Source organism: Bradyrhizobium sp. SOJA106 (assembly GCF_059448745.1).
The window spans coordinates 4,059,059-4,073,308 of record NZ_CM182549.1 but is presented as its reverse complement, the minus strand read 5'-3'; the positions used below and the strand labels follow the sequence as shown (position 1 = coordinate 4,073,308).

General features: G+C 63.1%; 10 protein-coding genes and 5 pseudogenes. 9 read left to right on the top strand and 6 right to left on the bottom strand.

The features are described 5' to 3' along the window. Positions 1-465 precede the first annotated feature (465 nt). Both AC5V87_RS18525 and AC5V87_RS18520 read right to left on the bottom strand, forming a co-directional pair. The gene (locus tag AC5V87_RS18525) at positions 466-1,566 is read right to left on the bottom strand and encodes an IS4 family transposase (protein WP_495368536.1); all 1,101 of its coding nucleotides are present in this window, start codon (positions 1,564-1,566) and stop codon (positions 466-468) included. A 679-nt stretch (positions 1,567-2,245) separates the two neighbouring features. Next, a pseudogene (locus tag AC5V87_RS18520) lies at positions 2,246-3,132 on the bottom strand (LysR family transcriptional regulator). 103 nt (positions 3,133-3,235) lie between these two features. On the opposite strand from AC5V87_RS18520, the gene AC5V87_RS18515 reads away from it, so the two are divergent. The 5 genes and pseudogenes from AC5V87_RS18515 to AC5V87_RS18495 all read left to right on the top strand — a co-directional run bounded on the left by AC5V87_RS18515 (position 3,236) and on the right by AC5V87_RS18495 (position 5,993). Beyond that, the gene (locus AC5V87_RS18515; RefSeq protein ID WP_456838874.1) at positions 3,236-3,976 is read left to right on the top strand and encodes an SDR family oxidoreductase; all 741 of its coding nucleotides are present in this window, start codon (positions 3,236-3,238) and stop codon (positions 3,974-3,976) included. After that, a pseudogene (locus tag AC5V87_RS18510) lies at positions 3,960-4,422 on the top strand (beta-eliminating lyase-related protein). Before AC5V87_RS18515 ends, AC5V87_RS18510 begins: the two are co-directional and overlap by 17 nt. A gap of 138 nt (positions 4,423-4,560) precedes the next feature. Continuing rightward, positions 4,561-5,433 carry a bifunctional helix-turn-helix transcriptional regulator/GNAT family N-acetyltransferase gene (locus AC5V87_RS18505; RefSeq protein ID WP_495371799.1) on the top strand — a complete coding sequence of 291 codons (873 nt, stop codon included), beginning with the start codon at positions 4,561-4,563 and terminating at the stop codon, positions 5,431-5,433. Between the two features lie 5 nt (positions 5,434-5,438). After that, positions 5,439-5,590 (top strand): annotated as a pseudogene (locus tag AC5V87_RS18500) (LysR family transcriptional regulator); the annotation flags it as partial. Between the two features lie 16 nt (positions 5,591-5,606). After that, on the top strand, positions 5,607-5,993 hold the full coding sequence (locus tag AC5V87_RS18495; protein WP_495371798.1) for an ester cyclase: 387 nt from the start codon (positions 5,607-5,609) through the stop codon (positions 5,991-5,993). A 22-nt stretch (positions 5,994-6,015) separates the two neighbouring features. On the opposite strand, the gene AC5V87_RS18490 is transcribed toward AC5V87_RS18495, so the two are convergent. Continuing rightward, the gene (locus AC5V87_RS18490; protein ID WP_495371797.1) at positions 6,016-7,236 is read right to left on the bottom strand and encodes an MFS transporter; all 1,221 of its coding nucleotides are present in this window, start codon (positions 7,234-7,236) and stop codon (positions 6,016-6,018) included. Positions 7,237-7,612: 376 nt separating this feature from the next. On the opposite strand from AC5V87_RS18490, the pseudogene AC5V87_RS18485 reads away from it, so the two are divergent. The 3 genes and pseudogenes from AC5V87_RS18485 (at position 7,613) to AC5V87_RS18475 (ending at position 10,579) form a co-directional block, all read left to right on the top strand. After that, positions 7,613-8,071: pseudogene (locus AC5V87_RS18485) on the top strand (cupin domain-containing protein). A 306-nt stretch (positions 8,072-8,377) separates the two neighbouring features. After that, positions 8,378-9,367 (top strand): ABC transporter substrate-binding protein, encoded by a 990-nt coding sequence (locus AC5V87_RS18480; RefSeq protein ID WP_456838878.1) that lies wholly within the window; start codon positions 8,378-8,380, stop codon positions 9,365-9,367. A gap of 750 nt (positions 9,368-10,117) precedes the next feature. Next, positions 10,118-10,579, top strand: a complete 462-nt coding sequence (locus AC5V87_RS18475; RefSeq protein ID WP_456838879.1) for a YybH family protein — start codon at positions 10,118-10,120, stop codon at positions 10,577-10,579. 670 nt (positions 10,580-11,249) lie between these two features. Here the strand turns inward: AC5V87_RS18475 and AC5V87_RS18470 are convergent. From AC5V87_RS18470 to AC5V87_RS18460, 3 genes are all read right to left on the bottom strand, one after another. Beyond that, complete coding sequence (locus AC5V87_RS18470; protein ID WP_495371796.1) at positions 11,250-12,266, bottom strand: alpha/beta hydrolase; 1,017 nt, start codon at positions 12,264-12,266, stop codon at positions 11,250-11,252. Between the two features lie 121 nt (positions 12,267-12,387). Further along, positions 12,388-12,978, bottom strand: coding sequence for a DUF308 domain-containing protein (locus tag AC5V87_RS18465; protein WP_495371795.1), 591 nt, complete (start codon positions 12,976-12,978; stop codon positions 12,388-12,390). 94 nt (positions 12,979-13,072) lie between these two features. Then, the gene (locus AC5V87_RS18460) at positions 13,073-13,657 is read right to left on the bottom strand and encodes a TetR/AcrR family transcriptional regulator (RefSeq protein WP_495371794.1); all 585 of its coding nucleotides are present in this window, start codon (positions 13,655-13,657) and stop codon (positions 13,073-13,075) included. A 76-nt stretch (positions 13,658-13,733) separates the two neighbouring features. Between AC5V87_RS18460 and AC5V87_RS18455 the strand changes: the two are divergent. Continuing rightward, a pseudogene (locus AC5V87_RS18455) lies at positions 13,734-14,233 on the top strand (peptide deformylase). Positions 14,234-14,250 lie beyond the last annotated feature (17 nt).

Here is a 14,250-nt window from a genome sequence, read left to right as displayed (position 1 = left end):
GGCGGGCTTTTCAGGGTGCACGAATTTTCCGATGGGTCCGTTGCCCTCGTGTCCCGGACGCGCTTCAACGCTCTTGCGTTGCTGCGCGGAGCCGGGGCCCAGGAAGGCGCACGGTGCGCTGTAGCATGGGCCCCGGCTCTGCAGCGCACCGCTGAAGGGCGCTGCGCTGCGTCCGGGCACGAACCCTCGCTCAATGACTGACATGCATAATTATCCTCGCGGCTTATCTCGCCCGAGCTCTGCTTCAACGCCTCGCCCTCAACTGAGAGAGGGCGCAGGGAAGACCGCATAGGCGTTAAGGTAGCGCAAGCATTGATTGATATTGACGTTTTCGGGGAGGCTCGCGCAGGTGCCGCCCGAGCGCTCGCTTACTGCGGCGCAAGCGGCGGATGGTTGGTTGTGGAATGATTGCTTGCAGCAAGGATGCAACGAGTTGTTGCAAGATACGCCAACCGCCAGGTGTCGTCAGGCGGCCTGCTTCCAGTGGGGAGAGTCCTCGAAGTCGCGGACAAGCGGCTCGAGCAGCAGGATAATCAAGAGGTGAGCCAGCAGGTAGGGCTTCGCCGAACGCTGATCAGTTCCAGGCGGTGTCTTGAGACCAATCAGGCTTTTCAGTCGCTTGAAGCCAAGTTCGATCCGCCATCGCAGTCGATAGAGTGCAAGCACATCCTTGGCGGAGAACTCGTCCCGTGCGAGCGACGTGACCAGAATGACCCAATCCGCGGCTTCCAGAGTCCCTTTGGAGATGATGCGGTTTTCGTCTCGTGCGTCTCGCCGAGCTTTACGACGCGAAGCCGCGGCCGCACCGGTGGGCTTCTTGACCGCAACCAGACGCATAGCCAGAGGCGTCCCGTCCTTGCGTTTGATCCAAATCCTCCGATCGATCAGTCCGCGTGCCTTTGCCGCACGCAATTGGGCCATCAGATCGAATGGAAGGCCTTGGGCATCAAGCCAGCGCGCGTTCTTCCAGCCTGCTCGGATCAGAACGTCGGCACCAGCCGCGCGGACAGCCGCGATGCGGTCAGGTTGCAGATAAGCGCGGTCAGCAATGCGGATCTCGTTCTTGACTACTGGTATCCGGTCAAACGTTTCGCCCTCTTGCTGATCCGTTAGCTCGAAGTGACCAAAGCGCTCACTTGGCAGATCAAATGCACTATGAAGCCGCCAAAGCTCACTGCTCCTGCGGGCAGTCGGCCCGGCCTGAGGTACTGTCGTCGCATCGACGATGCGGATCAGGCGGCCTCGGCTCGCCTTCGGCGCTGCCGCATCGAGCAAGCTCTCCACCAGCACTGCAAACCAATCGCCACATTGACGCAGGCGATAGAACAACGCCACGCTGCTGAGGTCCGCAAGGCCAACAGAAGCCGCCCACGCAGCTGTCGATCTCAATCCTCTTTCCCCTAAACAATAGGCCAGCATCAGCCGAAGCAACGCCACCGCGTCTGGAATTTGGCGCCGCCGCGCGAAAGCCTTCGTCTGGCGCGCGCTTATCTCAAGCTGCTCAGCCCCACCCAGCTGCGCAACCACTCTCGTCCAGTCCTCATTTAGAAGCGATTCGTCTGCCATGCCCCTTGGAATCACGTGTGATTCCAACACTCAAGAATAAACTTAACGCCTATGGGGAAGACCGGGTGCCGGCCGGGCACCCACGGTCCACTGTGCGAAGATTGCGCTAAGAAGAGCTGCACAGCGGCATACAGGTGGAGCCAGACATCCGGCCTTCCCTGCGCAGTGGTTTGACGGCTTATGCCGAGCTCTCCCCGGGGAGCGATGCACTATTGCCCCCGTCGCCCTGCAGATAGCTGATGCGCGAACCCGGTCGGGCCGCCACATCACCACAAGACTTGGCGCACAGACCCCGGGCGCCAGGACGACACGGTTTTGCCGTACGCGAGATCACACCGGTCGTGTGCGCGATGGCCTTCGCTCACGGCTTCCCGCCCTGCGATGCCTGTCGCGCCGATGTGACTTGCGTCCACCGCAGCTCACCCCACGTGTCGTGACGATCGCGATACGCCCCTCTGACCGGGATGAGGTGGCGCATGGATACGCCAAATCAGAAATTCGGTAAAGTGGAATCTTTTCGCGAGGGGCGATTGACCGAGCCGTGGCGTGTCTTGCCCGTCGGGCAACGCAAGGTCTAGTAGCCCGAATGGAGCGCAGCGGAACCCGGGATTGCATCCACGCGGACAAAAAGGCCCGGATTGCGCTGCGCTCCATCCGGCCTACGAGGCGGGCAAGGCCCTCACAGCTTCGCCGCGGCAAAGATGCCCGCAATCCAGTCCAGAAACACGCGCAGGCGCAGCGCGAGCTGTCGGTTTTGCGGATAGAGCGCCGACAGCGGCGTCGGCGACGGCGGATAGTCGGCCAGCACCTCGACCAGCGCGCCGCTGGCGAGAGCGTCGGCGAAGCGATAACGCGGCGCCTGCGCAAGGCCGAAGCCGAGCCTTGCGAGATCGGCCATGGTGTCGGAATTGTTCACGCGCACCCGGCTCGGCAGCACGACATGTCGCAGCGCGCCGGCGACAGAAAATTCCAGCGGCAGCACGTCGCCGGTTCGTGACGAGACGAAGGCCACCATCTGATGCCCGTCGAGCGTATCCGGTGTCGCGGGCATGCCGTGCCGCGCAAGATAGGCCGGGCTCGCCACCGTGATCTCCGCGATCGTGCCGAGCCGGCGCTGGATCATGCCGCTGTCGCCGGGCTCACCCGACCTGATCACGCAGTCGACACCCTCGCGCACGAGATCGACCAGACGGTCGCCATCTGCAATTCGAGCTGCGGATGGCGCGAAAGAAACTCCGGCAGATGCGGCAGGATGAAGGTGCGGGTCAGCAAGGGATGCGCGTCGATGCGGAGCAGGCCGCGAGGTTGCGCGTCGCGCATCGCGGCCTCCGCCTCCTCGACCTCGGCGAGAATGACGACGCAGCGGCGATAAAAGTCCTCGCCGTCGAGCGTCGGCGTGACGTGACGGGTCGTCCGCTCCAGCAGACGCGCGCCGAGGCGTGCCTCGAGCCCGCGCAGCACCTCGCTCGCCGTCGAGCGCGGAATGCCGAGGTCGGCAGCCGCGGCCGTAAAGCTCTGCCGCTCGACGAGGCGGACGAACAGGCGCATGGCGTCAAAGCGGTCCATGGCCGATTGTTCACCACAACCGACAAGTGATGGCAAGACCAAGGCGATTATCCGAGCATAGCGACCAGCTATTCTCGCTCCATCAACATTGAGGAGAGCCGCCATGACCAATCAACATCAGCGCGCCGCCATCGTCACCGGCGGCTCCCGCGGCATCGGCGCGGCGATCGCCCGCCGCCTGGCCCGTGACGGAATCGCGGTTGCGATCAACTATGCCAGCGGCAAAGCGGCTGCCGATGAACTCGTCGGCGAGATCGCGGCTGCCGGCGGGCGCGCCATCGCCGTGCAGGCTGACCTCGCCGATCCGGCGACCCCGGCGCGGCTGTTCGATGCGGCCGAGCAGGCGTTCGGCGGCGTCGACATCCTCGTCAACAACGCCGGCGTCATGGAGCTCGGCCGGCTCGCCGAGGTGACCGACGAAGCCTTCGCGCGGCAGACGTCGATCAACCTCGACAGCGTGTTCCGGTCGTTGCGCGAAGCAGCGCGGCGGCTGCGCGAGGGCGGCCGCATCGTCAGCTTCTCCTCCAGCGTCATCGGCCTTTATCAGCCCGGCTACGGGGTCTACGCCGCAACCAAGGCCGCGATCGAAGCCATGACGCACATCCTCGCCAAGGAGCTCGGCGACCGGCAGATCACCGTCAACGCGGTCGCGCCCGGCCCGGTCGAAACCCGGCTGTTTCTGCAGGGCAAGAGCGAGCAGCAGGTGCGCGCCATCGCCGCCATGAACCCGTTCGGCCGCCTCGGCCAGCCCGACGACATCGCAGGCATTGTCGCCTTCCTCGCCGGCCGCGACGGCGGCTGGGTCAACGGCCAAATCATCCGCGCCAATGGCGGCGTGGTCTGACGCATCACACGGAGAGACCCATCATGCCTTTCGCCAATATCAAGGCATGATGCGAATTCATGCGCTCGGGCGGGCGCACGGGATTCCCGTTCATCTCGATGGCGCCCGCCTTTTCAACGCCTCGATCGCGCTCGGCGTGCCGGCGGCGCAGATCGCCGCGCATGCCGACAGCGTCATGGTCTGCCAAGGGCCTGAGTGCGCCGGTCGGCAGCCTGCTCTGCGGAAGCGCAGCTTTCGTCGCGCGGGCCCGCACTTTGCGAAAAATCGTCGGCGGCACCATGCGGCAGTCCGGCATCGTTGCGGCCGCAGGCCTCGTTGCGCTGGAGACGATGATTGCGCGTCTCTCCGAGGATCATGCGGCCGCGAAACGGCTCGCGACGTCGTTGAGCTGGCTCGACCCAGCCCTGGCCGATCCCGGCCAGTGCCATGACTCCGAAGAGCTTTGAGATCCGCTGCCTGCGTCTGCCCGCGACCAACAAAGTGGTGCTGTGGGAAGGCACCGTCGAGAAGAGCAAGCCCCTGCTGACGCTGACGAGGTACCCCCCGATTGACCCGAAAACGATATCTGACTACAGTCAGATATCATGCTCGATCCCATCTCCCGCGTCCGTCGCTTCAACCGTGCCGTCACCTCCGCCGTCGGTGCCCTCGACAATTCGTTCCTCGGCCGAGGCCGGGCGCTCGGGGCCGCACGCGTGCTCAACGCGATCGGGCACGGGCGTTCGGACGTCGCCGAGATCCGCGATTATCTCGGTCTCGATTCCGGGCTGATGAGCCGGCTGCTGCGCAGCCTCGAGGACGAAGGGCTTGTCGAGACCAATGCCCATGCGGACGATGCGCGCCGGCGCGTCGCCACGCTGACGCGCGCGGGCCGGCGCGAGTTCGCAGCGTATGAAGCGCTGTCCAACACCCAGGCCGAGGGCTTCCTCGCCCGCCATTCGCAACGCGAGGCGCTGCTGGCGGCGATGGACCTGATCGCTTCCGCCCTGACGCACGAGCGCGTCAGGCTGGATGAGATGGATCCGCAGAGCCAGGAGGCGCGCTACTGCCTCGGCGAGTACTATGCCGAGCTCGGCCGCCGTTTCAAACAAGGCTTTGACGTCTCGCTGTCGCGCGATCCCGATGCCAACGACATGCGCCGCCCGCGCGGCAGGTTCATCGTCGCGATGTCGGACGCGCTGCCGATCGGCTGCGTTGGCTTGAAGGGAACCGATCACGGCTACGCCGAGATCAAGCGGCTTTGGGTTGCCCCTGCTGCGCGCGGTTTGCGGCTCGGCCGGCGCCTGATGGACGCAGCCGAGGCCACAGCGCGCGAGCTCGGCATCGCGTTGCTGCGGCTCGACACCAACAGCGCGCTGCCCGAGGCCGGCCAGCTCTATCGTAGCACCGGCTGGCGCGAGATCCCACGTTTCAACGACGATCCCTATCCGGACTTGTTCTTCGAGAAGCAGCTTTAGCGCCGAGCTTTCGCCCCGCGATCGCACGCGGCGAGCTGGTGCCGATCCTGGAGTACCATTGCCCGCTCTTCGCTGGCTCTTATCTCCATTATCCGAACCGCCGCAACGTGCGCCGAAACTGCGCGCGCTGATCGAGCAGCTGCGGCGGCGCGCGTGAACCGAAGGAAATTGCCATGACCGGAGCCGACCTCGCCGGCATCTATCGCGCCTACATCGCCTGCCTGAACCGTCAGGACTGGCCGGCGCTCGGGCAGTTCGTGCATGACGACGTCGCCCGCAACGCGCGGCCGCTCGGGCTCTCCGGCTATCGCGCGATGCTGGAGCAGGATTTTCGCGACATTCCGGATCTGCGATTTGAGATCGAGATGCTGATCTGCGATCCGCCTCGCATCGCAGCCCGGCTGAAGTTCGATTGCGCGCCGGTCGGGACCTTCCTGGGGTTGGCCGTCAATGGCAGGCGCGTGTCCTTTTGCGAGAACGTGTTCTACGAATTTCGCGACGGAAAGATTTGGCAGGTGTGGTCGGTGATCGACAAGACCGCGATCGAGGCGCAGCTCTGACGCTGCGCCTCGACGGTCGCCATCACGCCGCCGCCGGCGCCGCCTCACCTTGCGGCCTGGCAAAGGGGCGGAACGTCATCGACATCAGGAATGCACCCAGACCCATCGCCCAGGAGGCGATGTAGAGCCAGGCGTAGCTGGAGAACGCGTCATAGATCAGACCGCCGGCGAGCGGGCCGGTCGCCATGCCGAGGCTGCCGGCCATCGCGGTGCCGCCGATCACGGTACCCATCATCCGCAGCGGGAAGTTTTCGCGGGCGAGCACGGCATAGAGCGGCATGGTGCCGGCATAGATGAAGCCGAACACGGCGCCGACCGCGTAGAACGTCGCGAGCTGATGCGCGAAGACATAAGCGAGCGCGCCGAACGCCTGGAGCAGCAGCCCCGAGACCAGCACGCGCTTGGCGCCGAAGCGGTCGCCCATCAAGCCGAAGGCAATGCGGCCGCCCATGCCGGCAAGCCCCTCGACGCTGTAGATCGTCACCGCCGCGATCAGCGGGATGCCGCAGCTCACCGCATAGGAGACGGTGTGGATGATCGGGCCGGAATGGGTGGCGCAGCAGAAGAAGTTGGTCGCGAGCAGGATCAGAAATTGCGGCGAGCGCAGCGCCTCCGCCATCGACATCTCCGCCTGCGCGCTCTCCTCAGCCATCGGCGCGGCCACGGCTTGCGCGAGCGCGGGCGGGCGGCGCACCAGCAGCGAGACCGGGATCATGATGGCGCCGACCACGAGCGCCACGATCTGCATGGAGGTGCGCCAGTCATGGCCGGAGACGAGCCAGGCCGCGAACGGCGACATCGTCATCGGCGCCATGCCCATGCCGGCCGACACCAGCGACACCGCGAGGCTGCGATGGGTGTCGAACCAGCCGGTGACGGTCGCCATCATCGGCGCGAAGATCGCGGCGCAGGAGGCGCCGACCAAAAGACCGAACACGAACTGGAACACGACGAGCGAGGTCGCCTGGCTCGCGGCGAACAGGCTCAGTGCCAGCACGGTCGATCCCGTCAGCACCACCGGACGCGGCCCGAACCGGTCCGTCGCCGTGCCCCAGGCCATGCTGGTGCAGGCCATCGCCAGGAAGCCGATCGTCATGGCGCTGGAGATGCCGGTCACCGACCAGCCGGTGTCCTTTGTGATCGGCTGCAGGAACACCGGCAGCGAGAACATGCCGCCGATCGCGACGCAGCCGAGCAAGCCGCCGGCGGCGACGATCACCCAGCGATAGGAGGAAGCGTTCATTTTGGTCTCCCGTCAGATCTGTCTCGCGTGGAAGACGAATGGGAACTGCGCGGGCCGACAGAGTATCGCGATTTTTTGCGGCGGGCCTCTGGCGGCGTGAATTTGGGCCCGCACATCAAAGAATATCGAAAACAACCCCATGCACAGTAGCCGGCAGCAGCGGGATCAATGGCTTGCGAGATTCATCGCTTTCGGAGCCCAAGAATTGCTATGAATCGCGATGCCAGCAACCGATTTGACACGTCGGGCAAAACACCGGCATGATGTCATCATCCCGCCAGCATAGTCGCATCACGGTTTGACGCCCGCCGATCGTGGCGGCTCGGTCGCCGATCCGTGCCCGTTTCGATGCACTGACTTTGAACGGACCCTTCGCATGCCAAAGATCGACCTCGCCACCGTCCCGGCCCGCAAGGGCTCGGGCTATCCAGCCCCCTTCGACGGGCCCCTGCGCCGAGCGCATCCGCAAGCGGCTCGGCAATGCCGGCGGCCTTTCCGACTTCGGCGTCAACCTGATGCGCCTGCCGCCGGGCAACTGGTCGAGCCAGCGGCACTGGCATTCGCATGAGGACGAGTTCGTCTATGTGCTCGAAGGCGAAGTGGTGCTGATCGAGGACGAGGGCGAAACCGAGCTGCGCGCAGGCGACTGCGCCCCTTCCCGAAAGGCAGCGGCAACGGCCATCACATGATCAACCGCTCGGATGCGGTCGCCGTCTATCTCGAGGTCGGCTCCCGCGCGCCCGAGGACCTCACGACCTGCTCCGACATCGGCATGATGAGCGCGAACTCCGACGGCCGGTTCGTGCACAAGGACGGCACGCCCTATCCGGACTAAGCAAACGGCGGGAGTGAGCCAGACTGCCGAAGCGTTCCAATGATACCCTGCCCGACGCGGGTACAGCTTGCAGGCTACAACGCGAAGATTCAGAGCGGGCAAATCTAATCTGCTCCAGGACTTGTACTCACAAATCCGAGCGTCCGCTTCTGCGCCATGAGGAGACCAAGCTCCGCAAGTCCGGGATGCTTCATCGTAACCCGAAGCCGAACATCCACACATCGCTGCCGCTTCATTTGCCTCTCGCGGCTCTGCCACAAAGTGCTAATCTGTTCATCCCATGGGCGTGGTCCTTCGAGGGGACACATGCGACGGCGAGAATTCATCATTTGGATTGCTGGGCTCTCAGCTGTTTGGCCGCTGATCGCGCACGCGCAGCACAAAACAAAAACGGCGAAAATCGGCGTGCTTTGGCACGCGGGCAGCGCGGAAGAAGAAGAGGTCTATTTGGGTATCCTGACCAAGGCCCTCGGTGATCTTGGTTATGTTGAAGGCAAGAACGTTGTGTTCTCACATCGATTTCCCGCCGAACAGCCGGATCGGTATCGGAGCCTCGCTAAAGAGCTGGTCGAGAGCAATCTTGACGTGATCGTTGCCATAACTGAACCGGGAGCCGTTGCGCTCAAGCAGATCACAAGCACAAGCCCAATCGTATTCGGTGTGGTGGCGGACCCAGTCGGTTCTGGTCTTGTCGCTAGTCTGGCGCACCCTGGCGGAAATTTAACCGGCCTGTCGTTTATGGCTATCGATCTTACCGGCAAGCGTCTGAGCCTGTTGAAGGAAGCAATCCCGAGTTTGAGTCGAGTGGCACTTCTCCAAGACCGCTCGTTGGGTTCCGTCGCGTCAACGACGAACCTCGAACTCTACTCGAAAGCCGCGAAGGCGATGGGGCTTATTCTGGATCGGGTTGAAGTCCCAACACCCGACGCAATCGACGGGGCATTCTCAGTGGCAGCTGAACAAGGTTGCCAAGCTGCGATTTTAGTCGGCGCAATGCTGGCAAACGAAGGAGTGCGAGTTGGAGCATCAGCGTTGACGCATCGAGTACCGACTCTATCTATCTGGTCCGAAAAGGTGCGCTTCGGTCTGCTAATGTCGTATGGACAAGACGTTGGTGAGACTTTTCGCAAGCTGGCCGGTTATGTCGATAGAATCTTGAGGGGCGCAAAGCCCGCGGACCTTCCTGTCGAACAACCCACTCGCTTGAAGCTGGTAATCAACCTCAAGGCTGCAATGGTGCTTGGCGTGAGCATACCACCGACATTGCTTGCGAGCGCCGATGAGGTGATTGAGTAGGCCTTTGGGACTACGGCGTTCGGTCGAAAGGCCCACGACTTTGCGGCCTTGTGTTGTAGCAATCCAGAGGATTGAAGTCGGCTTTGACGCTCTTTGCCGACGCTTTCTCTTTCCCCGGAATGTCGGCTCTCAGCGTCCAATTTGGCTTCTCGACCCTATCGAGATTTGAGTGCTGTTCAGGTCATTGCATCTGACGCATTTGGCCAACCTGGCAAAATCTTTCTTGAATAATCCCGCCGAACACGCGTGCAGAGATGTAAGCTACCTCACAAGGCAGGTCTGCTCGCTTTGCTAGTTTGTATTTTATCGCGGTGGCTCGCACGGATCGTGCAGCTGCGATATCCGCCGCACTCATGACTTTCGTCAGTGACGAGTTCGGGGAATCTTCGCTTAAGAGCCCGACCGCGCCGGGTATCGTACGCAAACAGGTCCACCTGCGAGATCACAGCGATCAAGTGGCCAGTGCGCGAATTGACGTTTTCCACGACCGGTTCTCAACAATTGTGGGGAAGGATATGGGCACGAAGATCGGAGAATTGATGGTTAGGCAGCTTCGCGGTTTGGAAGAATCGGCTGGGCCTCAGCCGTAAACAGTCGAGCATGTCTCGGATCTGGAGAGCTTTTCTCCGACACCGATAGAACATGCTCCTCCCATACCGGCCAACCACCCGGTGTCGCCAAGGAGGATGGGGATCAGCCTCGTCTCCATCCTCAAGTTGAGGGAGGCATCTAACAGTAGGGAGTAACATCATGCGCACTTTTGGAGTCGTATGTTTTTCGCTGCTGCTATCAACAATGGCTGCGACCGCTTCGGATCAAAATCTTAGGGAGGAGCTTGGGAGGGTAGCTTCCGCATACGAGCACCACTTCAACAAGCAGGACGCTGCAGGGATTACCTCCCTCTTCACGAAGGACTACCTCCGCGTCACTCAGAATGGAATTGAGCCCGACAATACGAAATATTACGAAGGCGCCTTCAAGGCTGGAATGAACCATCTCGAAATAAAGACGACCGACATTCAACCTCTGTCAGAGAACATGGCTCTGCTTACCGGCGAGGCCCGCGTAGCTGGCAAGAACGACAAGGGCGATCCTCTCGAGTTGAACGTCATTTGGACGTCTGTTGATGTTCGTGAGAATGGACAATGGAAGATCCGCATGCTGACGTCGCTTCCTAAGCCGCCGCCGCAATCGCAGCAAGCAGCAAAGTAGCTCAATGAGAGCGATCACAGCGGCGGTGACCAACCGGCACCGCCGCTTTCGACAACAGCCCTTGGTTTCTGACGCAAGCGGCTTCCGAAATTGGCCCCATGACAGGCGTAAGCGTCCATGAGATGGAGTCGGCTTCCGACCCAAGCGGACACAAGCCGAACTCACAGCTTCGCATGACAAGCACCTAAGCCTCCGCCGCGCTCGCCATCACCAGACGACAAAATCGGCCGCCTTCTCGGACGTGAATCGCCGTCGTGTCGAACGTCTCGACCGACGCATCCGTAGCACCCACCAGCATCGTGACCTCGGTGCAGCCGAGAATGATGCACGCAGCGCCGGCGGCCGACCAGCTCGCAAGATGGGTTGCACCCGTTCGAAATCCATCGCCCGTGACGGCGGCACGTAGCAGCTAGCGGCTCTCGTGCGTGTCGCTTCGCTCTACCTACTCCACGAATGCGCATCGACCGTTCGTCCTCCAAGCCAGCAACTTGGTCCCACAACCGTTCGATCTCGTCCGCGGAAGAGTTATCTGCTCGTCTAGTAGTTGCGACTGCCTCGAGCCCGCCCTGCTCAAGGAATTTCCGTTGGTCGCGGGCCGGTGCCTGGGGGTGCATCATGCCATCGTTCAACTCGTGTCAATCAGGCTATAGCTGCGCCTTCAATCCCCGCTCTAATTCTCCAGCCCCTGCTTGCCGATCCAGTCGTTGATCAGCCGTGCGACATCATCAGAGTTGCGGTCCATCATCAGCATGTGGGTGTTGCCCTTGATCCCCATCTTGGGCAGCTCGAACGTATCGACCTTGCCGCCGGCGGTGGCGATCGCCTGGCCCCATTTGGTCGGGTTGACTGCGAGTTTCGACCACACCGGGACCTTGTCGAGGAAATCGCCCCACACGATCAGATGCGGCACGCCCTTGAGCTTTGCCGCATCCGCCTTGGCGGGGTCCGGCGCGCCCGACGGCTCGATCGTGATCAGCGCCTTGACCTTGTCGGGCGCGTTGAGCGCGGCCGTGAAGCCGAAATTGCCGCCCTGGCTGTGGACCAGAACGATGCATGGGCACACCTTCTGCACCAGCGCGTCATACGCTTTTTGCGTGGCGGCGTCATTCGTCGCCCAGCGCGGGATGCCCTGCTTGGCGAACTGGTCGAAGGCCTCGATCGGGAATTGCTCGCCCTCGAAGGCCTCGCGCCTGCCGCCGACCTCGTAGCTCGGCCCGATCCGGAACAGCTCCCAGGCCTCCTTCTTCGGCCGGAAGAACGGCTCGCTCTTGAATATCTCGGGGTAGCGCGCCCAGGAGGCGCGGCCGCGCTCGACCGCATCGGAGACGTAGACGTCGTAGCCGGCATTGAGGAAGAACTGCTGCCAGCCCGGCTTGCCGTCGGGCTTAGTCTCCCACGTCACTCCGGACAGGCCGCCGCCATGCCAGAGCAGCAGCGGCAGCTTCGATTTCGGCTGCGCGAGCTTGACGAACTGGACATACATCTGCTCGACCTCGAACTCGCCGTTCGGATCGACCTTGATCGGCGGGGCTCCGGGCGAAAACACGATCTCCTTGGAGGGAAGTCCGTTCAGCGTCTCGGTGTGCCCGCCGATGTGGAAGCTGCCGACCTCCTTGACCAGATAGTCGGCCGCAACAGGCGTTGCCGCTGTGATGGTTGCCGCCAGGGCGATCGCGATCGAGCGCATGAAGTTGTCCTCCGCTTTCGACTCTTGTTGTTGGCGGCAACGTTAGGCCACGCGACGATGCGGGGCAATCGCCAGAGTGCGATTTGACTCGCCCGGCAGACAGCGGGATAACGCCATCGCATCATCCCAGCTGAACTCGCTTGGCGCGCCGGCGCCATGCGCTGACGGTGAGCCAGACCGCCGAGACCAGGAAATAGAGCGCGCCGACGGCGGCATAGCCCGTCACGGTTGCGATCGACGGCGACATCGGCGTCGTGGCCTGGAAGATGAAGAACGCGCCCGCGAGTGCCGACTGGCCACCGCTGAGCACCATGGCCCACTGCGCACCAAAACTTTTCCAGCGCCGCACGGCCGTGCCCAGCTGGAGCAATCCGGATAGGATCGCCCATGCACCGAACACGCCGAGGACCCAGTTCATGCTCGTCTGCAGCGCGAGAAGGACCGCGATCGCGGTCGCAAGGCTGACCACGACGTTCAACACCTGCGTGCGGTTTTGCTCGAGCCCGCCACTGCGCAAGCCATCCACAAGATTGGCCGCAGCGTCCCATGCCGGATAGAGCACGAGCAGGATGCCGGCGATCGCGCCCGACGACGGCCCGACTGCAAATGCGGCAACGACCCAGGCGATCGAGAACGCCGCGCGCAAGAAGTAGTATTCCTTCAGCCACCGCTCGCGATCGACACGAACCAGATCCAATTGATGTTGCACCATCGCAGCTTCTCCTTTACCTACTAGTTGGTAGTTTTCCCAGCAAGGCGCCCCCCGGATCGCCTGCGGGGGTGCTGTGATCCTCTTGCCGATGTCTTCAGTGCCTGGTTGACAGCCGCTCCAGCAGCGGGCCGGTGATCACGCCGAACATTTTTGGATCGCCATACGCGCGCGCCGACAGCATCGCGCCGTGAATGGTCGCCATGAATCCTTCCGCTTCGACCTTGGCCGAGCTCGAGAGGTGAAGCCGCCCTTTCCTCTTGCCGCGCTCCATCACCGATGTCAGCCAGGACGCGAGCGCGCGGAAGTGGGCGCGGACTTCGAGCGCCACCTCCTCCGGCAGGATCGGAAGCTCGGTGGCGAGCAGCGCGCAGACGCAGAAGGGCGCCGTCGCGTCGGCAATGCACGCCTCCCAGTATGCGAGATAGCTTTTGAGCTGGTCGCGCGGATCGGGGATGTTGCGCTCCAGGGCAGCCAGTCCCGCCTCGGCTTCCGCCCGATAGCGCGACACGAGGGTGCGGACCAGATCCACCTTGCCGGCGAAATGGTGGTGAATGCTCGGCTTGCGGATGCCGACGACCTCGGCGATGTCGGCATAGCTGAAGCCGTTATAGCCGCCCGCGATGATCAGGCTGCGCGCGCAGGCGAGGATGTCGTCGGCGGTCGAGGACACGTTGCTCATGACGGATGACTACCTTCCAGTTGGTAGGGAGTCAACGATGAGGTGCTTCAACCGTCCGTGAGTGCTAGGAGCGGGCATGACCATTCGCCCGATCGTGCGCTACCCCGACCGCCGGCTTGCGCTGCCCGCCCGCCCCGTCACCGCGTTTGACGACGGCTTGCGCGATCTCGCGCAGGATCTGCTCGACACGATGCGCGCCGCGCCGGCATCGGCATCACGGCGCCGCACGTCGGCGTGCCCTTGCGCGCCGTCGTGCTCGAGCTCGATGCCAAGGACGGCGCACGCACTTACGTCAATCCGGTGATCGAATGGGCCTTGCCCGAGATGATCACGCACCGCGAGGGCAGCGTCTCGATGCCCGGCGTCAACGACGAGGTCCAGCGCCACGCCCGGGTGCGGATCAGCTATTTCGATGTCGACGGCCACATGCAAACCGAGGAAGCGGAGGCCCTGCGCGCCGTCTGCCACCAGCACGAGATCGACCAGCTCGACGGCATCTTCTGGATCCAGCGGCTGTCGCGGCTGAAACGTGAGCGGCTGATGAAGAAGTTTGAGAAGCTGTCGCGGGATCTTTAGGGCGGACAATTTACGTC